Below are 6845 nucleotides of genomic sequence, written 5' to 3'. Positions count from 1 at the left end.
TAGTTTTAGGGGAGCAGCATATTGCTCTAACAAAAAAAACTCCCCACACATCAAGTGATGCGAGAGGAGTACCTTCTATAAACTAAATATATTACGAAAAAAATCTATTTTTATGTAGATGGGGTTGACTCTTTTAGTAATAAAGCGCCCTAATAAATTAAGGCGCTTCGCTAGATGTTGGTATATTTCAACCGGCTGATCTAATATAGAAATAATTTTTTGAAATTGAAAAAATTATAAAAGATTTTTGATCTTTATTTTTGCCGTTTTGGATGCTACTTTAGGTTAACCCAATTATTGGTCGCTCGCCATCACCGTAAAAGTAATCGAAAAGTTCACTTGGTTTACATGCTAAAGCTTTAGATAGACCATATATTTCATCTGCATAGAGCTCATTAAGTTCTCCAGAAAAAAGTCTATTAAATCTCTTCGCAATAATTTTCGAACTATCGCTAATTTGATTTTGGCTATTTAAATAAGGATAAATTAGATCATGAAATAAGTTCCCATTCTTTTTTAGACTTGCTAATATATAGCCTTCATGTTTATTAAAATAATCAATACAAAAGGAATCAATATCCTCTCCCAGAAAAATTAAAACTTTATAAAAGATTCTTCCGTCCAGTTTGGGAGAGCTTTCATTGAGAAAATTAGATATTTGATTGGACATTTTTTTTAATTCCAATTTATCCTTGATCTTTTTCTTAAGTAGAGATGAAATATGGTTAGTAAAATATTCAAGCCTATTTCGTTGGTTGTCAATCATTTTTATCTATTTTTTAAATAAAAAGTCTTAATAGAGACTAAATTTGTTTTTTATTTGTATATTTGTCTTATTATCAGTTGATCTGATTTAGTCTCGATTACGGAAACGACGAAATTTCAATGACGCGAGACGTAGGGTTTGCGAACCCCCTGTGCTTTTTGTATTTTCGCAAAAGTAAGGGGCAAGCTCCCCTATTGGAAACTGCGTCATGGGTATTCGTCGTACCTCGTATTCAGTGGAAGATAGTGGGGCTTGCCTCTTTTATATTTGAAGACGTGTGCCTCTTACTTCCCCTCTAGACTCTAGTTGATAACCCAACTTTTAAATTATGAAACAAAAAGAGTCATTAACAACACCGAAACGACGGCAGATCAAGGATCAGCTGAGTCAACTTGCAGTATCACTACTCATCAAGAATAAATACTGTCCACCTGAATAGTATCAAAGAGCTTAAAACCAACAACACACAATACGTACAGTATTAAAGTGCGCATTAAGAAAGGCCTAAAACGCCCTCTTTATTGGCACAATGTTGTTGATTTTGCCGACCTCATTTTTCAAGATCAATGCCCGACAATCGCATTATTCTCCATTCTTTTTTACTCGCACTTTAAAAGTACGGAATTCGCAAGTCAGATGCAAAGTTTTAGAAAAATACCGTTATAGATATTCTGTACAAAAGGTCGGTTTTTTATTTTACCAACGGACGCGGTATCGTCTCTATCAAATTACGTGTAACTGTCCTGCACCGCGCCCGATAACCTATTTTTTAATTTTTAACTGCTGTGACCTGAGTCCATTCTGGTTCCCGCAAAATTCTGATTTCGGTCGGACAGGGAGAGCTATGTGCTATGGTCACACTCAAAAAACTAAACAAATGAAAACCATTTATGAAGATCTCCTGCATCTCGACAGGCCATTCTACGAGATCCATGAAGACAGTTACGATCCATTGAAATTTATCGAACGCTTTTGGGATAATTATCCGCTAGTCACGATACGCGAAAACCTCTATGCGTTGGACCTCAGATGCAGAACCCTTGGCGAAGCTACCGAAAGCAAATTAGAAGCTCTACAGCAAACGCTGTTTTTGTCTGATATCCTGCGTGCGCTAATAGCGTATTTCCTGACACATAGCCGCCATTTAGATACAAGCGCAATAAAACTGTCTACACTGGAAGCGAATAGGAAGGAAATCCAGCTAACTAAAAAAAATAACGATTTTTTTCAATCTATTAACCAGCCAAATCTTTAAGATGATGAAATCAACAATATACAATCTGTACAAAGCCTTTAAGAGCAAACGAGCACGAGTGATGCTGCTGTGTTTGGTTTCTATGTTTAGTTTATCTGCCCAGACGCCCCGCCAGGACAGCGGGGCCAAAGGGCTCAGCACTGCTCAACCTTTGATGATTGGGTTTAGAGTACCTGAAGAATTCTGGTCCCATGAGTTTATGATCTTTGAGAACAATAAATATGTCATGCGTACTTTAGCAGAATATCGTGGTAAACCTTTGATCTTGGATTTTTGGGCCACATGGTGTACCTCTTGCGTAGCGAATTTTCCTAAACTGGATCAATTGAAACGTCTCCATGGTGATAAAATTAATTTTTTACTTGTCAATAGCTTTGATAAAGATACCACAAAGATCGCAACAGTGTTTCGTGGTAAAAAAACTGAGAAATACAGAACGCAAACTCCCTCAGTCGTTTTAGATACTTTCCTTAAGCAGATATTTCCCCATAAAGCAGTGCCAATCTATATTTGGCTCGATCATTTCGGTAAACTGGGCGCGCTATCCACATCTGATTTTCTCAATGATAATCAAGTTAAAGTGCTGCTCGCTAGAATGAAAGGAGCGCAAGAATGAAAATACTGTTATTATTGGTAATAATCTCTTTCACTAGTCATTTGTATGGGCAACAAATGATAAAAGGAAAAGTATATGATGAAACTGGCGATCCTGTGACGAAGGTCACTCTTAGGGACAGTCAGAAGAAAATGTTGGGGGCAAGTGATAGCCAGGGCAATTTTAATATCGTTGTAACTCAATTGCCACTATGGATATATTGCAGCAAAATAGGCTATCTTACAGATTCAATTTACTTAAATAATGCAATAGGGATTGAAATTGTCCTTAAACAAAGCAATACCCAGTTGCAGGAAGCTGTGGTCTATAGTAATGGCTTTCAGAAGCTGCCCAAGGAAAGAGCGACAGGATCTTTTGAAAACTTGGGCAATGATCTGTTAAAAAGAAGGATTTCTTCCACAATCATAGGGCAATTGGATGGTCTGGCAACAGGACTCCAGTTTGATAATAGGACAAAGAGCGCTCAACTGAACATCCGCGGCCTCAATTCTTTTTCGGGAGGAAATGTGAAGCCGCTTATTGTACTGGATAATTTCCCCTTCGAAGGGACATTGGATCAGATCAACCCAAATGATGTCGAAGACGTAACCCTACTAAAGGATGCTGCGGCAACTTCAATATGGGGAGCAAGAGCAGGAAACGGTGTAATCGTGATCACAACGAAAAAAGCCACAAATAAATTTAAGATAGACTTTTCTTCGAATTGGACTTTTCAGCCTCCCGATGATTTATATTATGAACCTATTGTGAATTCAACTGACTTTATAGATCTCGAAATGATGCTTTTTGATAAAGGACATTTTGACAATCAATTCTCCAACCCATTGGCATTACGTAAAATAGTCCTGTCGCCAGTGGTAGATCTGTTACAAAAATTGAGATTGGGGGAGATACAGCAGGATGAGGCTGACCGTAAAATTCGATCCTGGCGATCTTATGACTATAGAAAAGACAAAGAAAAATTTTATAGAGTAGCCGCACTTCAACAAGATTATATAAGAATAAATAGCGGCAACACCCGATCCGATCACAGCGTTTCGATAGGTTGGGACAGAAACTTAAGTCAGCACATAAAAAGTCTATCAGATAGAATATCCATAAGACAGACTAACTTGTTTGATGTTACCGATAATTTACAGTTACAGGCAAACTTCTCCTATACATCAACCATTGATAGAGCACCGGCAGGGACCGATAACTTTTTCTATTATCCCTATACAAGGCTTTTTGATGATGTCGGAAACTCGATAACCGTGCCCTATCTGCTCAACCAGAATTACGTAAGCGAGCTAGGTGCTAAAAATGGGCTAGACTGGACTCTCAACCCTATGGAGGATTTAAATAAATCGTTGACAAAAAATAAAATGGACCATTTTGCTGCAAATATGATCGCGAGATATTCAATATTTAAAGGAATTACCGGACAGTTGATCTATGGGGCTGAAACGCAAAAATCAAGAAATACTTCCTTATATGAAGAATCAAGTTTTTTCTCAAGAAATCTCATTAATCAGTTTACGCAGCAAACGAATGATGGAAAATTGAAATACATATTGCCAAAAGGAGCAATACAGGATAGATCGTTCAGTACGCTGATGAGCCATCGTATCCGTGCGCAGTTAGACTTTGCAAAAAATTGGGCAAATAGTCATGAACTTAATATACTCATAGGTACAGAGCTGAGCCACCGCAAGGTCGATGGTAATTCATACCGAAACTATGGTGTTGATGCCGATGTGCTGACGGTACAGAAAGTGGACTATGTCAATCCGTATCCAACTTTCGATAATCTTTACGGAAATAATTATATACCGTTTTATGGAAGTAATTCCCAAAATGTACAACGGTTTTTATCCTTATTCGCAAATGCGGCCTATACCTTTAAAGGCAAGTACACTATTAGTGGCTCAATGCGAAAGGATGGAAGCAATGTATTTGGTGCTATAACAAATGAAAAATGGAACCCCCTTTGGTCTACAGGGGTAGCATGGGCATTGGCTGAAGAAAATTTTTTGAAGGATATATCCTGGATAAGCAGCCTCAAAATACGCGCGACATATGGTACAAGCGGAAATATTGGCGGCGGTGCCAATCGTGATCCGATTATGATATACAATGCGGCCACTGCGCAGTACACAAATTATCAATATGGTCTGATCAATACACCGCCCAACCCATACTTAAAATGGGAAGAAGTGCAGACTTTTAACAGTGCTCTAGAATTTTCAATGCTAAAAAATAGAATCTCTGGATCGGTTGAATGGTATAGCAAAAGATCTGTTGATCTGATTGCGCCTGATCAGATTGATCCGACTACAGGTTTTGGAAATGCCTACCGTAATATCGGTGTAATCAATGGCAGAGGATGGGATGCTAAATTAAGTATTGCTTCAAACCCTAATAGTTCGCTGAAATGGAATACTACGTTCGGATTTTCTTACTCAAAAAGTGTCGTGAAAGATTATAATGGTGCTATAAATACGACGATGAATTATGCAGAAAGCGGCCCGCAGATCTTAAATCCAATTCTGGATAAGGAATTGTATCCTGTATTTGCCTATCGTTTTGAGGGTTTAGATCCACAGAATGGAGATCCTCAAGGTAGCTATAAAGGTGAGGTCTCCAAAGATTATCAAAAGTTGCTGAATGATTCTTTGCAAAATCTGCATTATTATGGCTCAGCTTTACCAAGCCATTATGGCTTCTTAAGAGGAATGCTCGGGTGGAAGAAACTGCAGTTCACATTTTCTATAAATTATAAGTTTGGTCATTATTTTAGAAAACGGACTGTGGGATACGCGGGAATGTTCAATGGTACAGCAGGACATGGAGATTTCTATCAAAGGTGGCAAAATCCCGGCGATGAGAAATGGACTAACATCCCTTCAATGATATATCCCGCAAATACCAGCAGAGATAACTTTTATAAATATGCTGAGCCCAATGTCTTAAAAGGTGATGTCATCAGATTACAGGATCTGAGATTAAGTTATTCATTTGCAAAAATTCCCATACAGGTCAATGCTTCAGTAAATAATGTCGGCATTTTATGGAAAGCAAATAAGAAAGGCTTAGATCCCGATTATTTTAGTACCCCCCCAAGCCGAATCTATTCCTTTGGTATAAACGTCAATTTTTAAAACTTCACATTATGAAACTGTTAAGAAATATGATATCAGCTCGTCTATTATATTGCATGTGCCTGTTTACGCTAATGTCTTGCAATAAATTTCTGGACGAAAAGAGTGAAAGCTCTTTCGTAACCCCAAATTCATTGAAAGATCTACAGGCATTGCTCGATAATAATTATACCATAAACACAAATCTTGCACCCGGCTTATTAGAAATGAATACGGATGATTTCTATGTGACGACGGCTGTATTTAATGGACTTACTGAATTTGAAAAGAGCTTATATATTTGGGATGATGAACCGCAATTTCTGCCGGCAAATAACAATGTATACTGGAAAAATCCATTTCTAGCAATTTTTTATGCAAATACCGTGTTGGATAGATTAAGGAAGATGGAAAAAATAGAAGATGCCAATTATAATTATATTAAAGGTTCTGCATTATTCTTTCGGGCATACACTTATTATCAGATGGCCCAGGTATATTGTTCTGACTTCAGAAAAGATAATCCCGAGCATAACAATATTAGCTTGGGTATGCCTTTGAGATTAACGCCCAATTTTGAAGAAAAGTCGATACGGTCAACCTTGGATGAAACTTATCGACAGATATTGAACGATCTTGAAGAAGCGCTGAATCTGCTCCCTGTGCGCGTTGACTTTTCAACTAGGCCGTCACGTACCGCTGCACTCGCGATGTTGGCACGAGTAAATCTCTTGATGCAAAACTACGATAAAGCATTGGAATATGCGGAAAAAACCCTAGCGGTCCATAACGAGCTTATGGATTATAAATCAAGGAATCCAAATAGTACTACACCCTTTGAAATTATGAATCCCGAAACGATCTTTCTGGCCTATAATACAGATCTAACTATTTTAAATGCTAAAAGGGCAAATGTTGATTCAACCCTTTTCGGATTGTATGATGATGGAGATTTAAGAAAGACTATATTCTTTAATAAAAAAACGGATGGTACTATCGGTTTTAAAGGAAATTATGCAGGATTCTATAACTCGAGTTTCTTCTGCGGTCTGGCTGTGGATGAGATTTTTCTGATAAAATCAGAATGTT

Annotated in this window: 5 protein-coding genes; 4 read left to right on the top strand and 1 reads right to left on the bottom strand. The window is 37.8% G+C overall.

From position 1 onward, the window contains the following. Nucleotides 1-280: 280 nt before the first annotated feature. On the bottom strand, nt 281-766 hold the full coding sequence (locus tag B2X72_RS23540) for a hypothetical protein (RefSeq protein WP_286851734.1): 486 nt from the start codon (nt 764-766) through the stop codon (nt 281-283). Between the two features lie 877 nt (nt 767-1643). Between B2X72_RS23540 and B2X72_RS23535 the strand changes: the two genes are divergently transcribed. The 4 genes from B2X72_RS23535 to B2X72_RS23520 form a co-directional block, all read left to right on the top strand. Then, entirely contained in the window at nt 1644-2021 is a 378-nt protein-coding gene (locus B2X72_RS23535) for a hypothetical protein (protein WP_286851733.1), read from the top strand. Nucleotide 2022: 1 nt separating this feature from the next. Next, nucleotides 2023-2637: a TlpA family protein disulfide reductase gene (locus B2X72_RS23530; protein ID WP_286851731.1), complete on the top strand. Its 615-nt coding sequence runs from the start codon at nt 2023-2025 to the stop codon at nt 2635-2637. Between the two features lie 56 nt (nt 2638-2693). After that, complete coding sequence (locus tag B2X72_RS23525; RefSeq protein ID WP_286851730.1) at nt 2694-5777, top strand: SusC/RagA family TonB-linked outer membrane protein; 3084 nt, start codon at nt 2694-2696, stop codon at nt 5775-5777. 11 nt (nt 5778-5788) lie between these two features. Next, nucleotides 5789-6845, top strand: a 1057-nt coding sequence (locus B2X72_RS23520; RefSeq protein WP_286851729.1) for a RagB/SusD family nutrient uptake outer membrane protein, incomplete at its 3' end; no start/stop codon positions are given.

Origin of the sequence: Sphingobacterium sp. UBA7253 (genome assembly GCF_002472745.1) — a bacterium.
Taxonomy (GTDB): Bacteria; Bacteroidota; Bacteroidia; order Sphingobacteriales; family Sphingobacteriaceae; genus Sphingobacterium; species Sphingobacterium siyangense.
The sequence above is the reverse complement of the archived record's forward strand: the minus strand, read 5'-3'. Positions and strand labels throughout refer to the sequence as shown.

Coding starts and splice junctions, on each gene's coding strand:
- B2X72_RS23535 (WP_286851733.1), top strand. CDS start 1,644: ATGAAAACCATTTATGAAGATCTCCTGCATCTCGACAGGCCATTCTAC.
- B2X72_RS23530 (WP_286851731.1), top strand. CDS start 2,023: ATGATGAAATCAACAATATACAATCTGTACAAAGCCTTTAAGAGCAAA.
- B2X72_RS23540 (WP_286851734.1), bottom strand. CDS start 766: ATGATTGACAACCAACGAAATAGGCTTGAATATTTTACTAACCATATT.
- B2X72_RS23525 (WP_286851730.1), top strand. CDS start 2,694: ATGATAAAAGGAAAAGTATATGATGAAACTGGCGATCCTGTGACGAAG.